The following is a 1,850-nucleotide window of genomic DNA, read 5'->3' on the forward strand; positions in this document are numbered from 1 at the left end:
GCTGGCGTGAGCTTGAGGATCGTTGTGGCTGTGAAGTACGTGCCCGATGCGACGGGTGATCGTCATTTCGCGGGGGATCTGACGACGGATCGTGATGCGGTGGACGGTCTGCTGTCGGAGTTGGACGAGTACGCGGTGGAGCAGGCGTTGCAGATCGCGGAGGCGTCGGGGGACGCGGAGGTCACCGTGGTGACGGTGGGTCCGGAGGATGCGCGGGACGCGGTGCGCAAGGCGCTGTCGATGGGTGCGGACAAGGGTGTGCATGTGGAGGACGAGGGTCTGCATGGCACGGATGTGATGGGCACGTCGTTGGTGTTGGCCAGGGTGATCGAGCGTGTGGGGTTCGATCTGGTGGTCACGGGGATGGCGTCGACGGACGGGACGGCGGGTGTGGTGCCGGCGTTGCTGGCCGAGCGGCTGGGTGTGCCGCAGGTGACGTTGCTGTCGCAGGTGTCGGTGGCGGACGGGCGGGTGACCGGTCGGCGTGACGGGGATGCGGCCAGCGAGGAGTTGGTGGCGGATCTGCCGGCGGTGGTGTCGGTGACGGATCAGTCGGGTGAGGCGCGGTATCCGTCGTTCAAGGGGATCATGGCGGCGAAGAAGAAGCCGGTGGAGTCGCTGGATCTGGCGGATCTGGGGGTGGATGCCGGTGGTGTGGGGCTGGCGGGTGCGTGGACGGTGGTGCGGGAGGCGTCGGCGCGGCCTGCGCGCAGTGCGGGCACGATCGTGAAGGACGAGGGCGAGGGCGGTAAGCAGCTCGCGGAGTTCCTGGCGGCGCAGAAGTTCATCTGAGCGGTGCTGTGGCGGTGCCGGGCCGGTGGTGCCGGTGTCGCGTTGTGTCTTCCCCCCTTGGTGCGGTAGGAGTTCGATTCTGATGGCTGATGTTCTGGTTTTTGTCGATCATGTCGATGGTGTGGTGCGTAAGCCGACGCTGGAGTTGCTGACGATCGCGCGGCGGTTGGGTGATCCGGTGGCGGTGCTGCTGGGTGCCGGGTCGGGTGCGCGGCAGGCGGCGGGTGTGCTGGGTGAGCACGGTGCGGTGCGGGTGCTGGTGGCCGAGGCGGAGGAGTTCGGCCAGTACCTGGTGGTGCCGAAGGTCGACGCGTTGCAGGCCGCGGTGGGTGTGGTGGGTGAGCCGGCGGCGGTGCTGGTGGCGTCCTCGGGTGAGGGCAAGGAGATCGCGGCGCGGCTGGCGTTGCGGCTGGGTTCGGGTCTGATCACCGACGCGGTGGACGTGCAGGCCTCGGAGGAGGGGCCGGTGGCCACGCAGTCGGTGTTCGCGGCGGCGTTCACCACGACCTCGCGGGTGACCAGCGGGGTGCCGGTGATCACGGTCAAGCCGAACTCCGCGCCGGTGGAGCAGGCGGCCGCGGCCGGCACGGTGGAGGAGCTTTCGGTGTCGTTCGGGGAGCTGGCCACCGGCACGAAGGTGGTGGCGCGCACGCCGCGGCAGTCCACCGGGCGTCCGGAGCTGACCGAGGCGGCGATCGTGGTCTCCGGCGGCCGGGGTGTGGGGGGTGCGGAGAACTTCCCGCTGATCGAGGCGCTGGCCGACGCGCTGGGCGCGGCGGTCGGCGCGTCGCGGGCCGCGGTCGACGCGGGCTGGTACCCGCACAGCAACCAGGTCGGCCAGACCGGCAAGACCGTCTCCCCGCAGCTGTACATCGCCAACGGGATCTCCGGTGCGATCCAGCACCGGGCGGGCATGCAGACCTCCAAGACCATCGTCGCGGTCAACAAGGACCCCGAGGCCCCGATCTTCGACCTCGTCGACTACGGCGTCGTCGGCGACCTCTTCCAGGTCCTGCCCCAACTCACCGACGACATCACCACCCGCAAGAACTGACCCC

The 1,850-nt window shown here is 69.7% G+C and carries 2 protein-coding genes; both read left to right on the plus strand.

Going from position 1 to position 1,850, the window contains the following annotated elements; all coding sequences use genetic code 11:
* Positions 1-6 precede the first annotated feature (6 nt).
* Positions 7-792: an electron transfer flavoprotein subunit beta/FixA family protein gene (locus K7862_RS36945; RefSeq protein ID WP_222970167.1), complete on the plus strand. Its 786-nt coding sequence runs from the start codon at positions 7-9 to the stop codon at positions 790-792.
* Positions 793-874: 82 nt separating this feature from the next.
* The gene (locus K7862_RS36950; RefSeq protein WP_222970165.1) at positions 875-1,846 is read left to right on the plus strand and encodes an electron transfer flavoprotein subunit alpha/FixB family protein; all 972 of its coding nucleotides are present in this window, start codon (positions 875-877) and stop codon (positions 1,844-1,846) included.
* Positions 1,847-1,850 lie beyond the last annotated feature (4 nt).

This window comes from Actinacidiphila acidipaludis (assembly GCF_019890725.1).
GTDB classification, from domain to species: Bacteria; Actinomycetota; Actinomycetes; order Streptomycetales; family Streptomycetaceae; genus Actinacidiphila; species Actinacidiphila acidipaludis.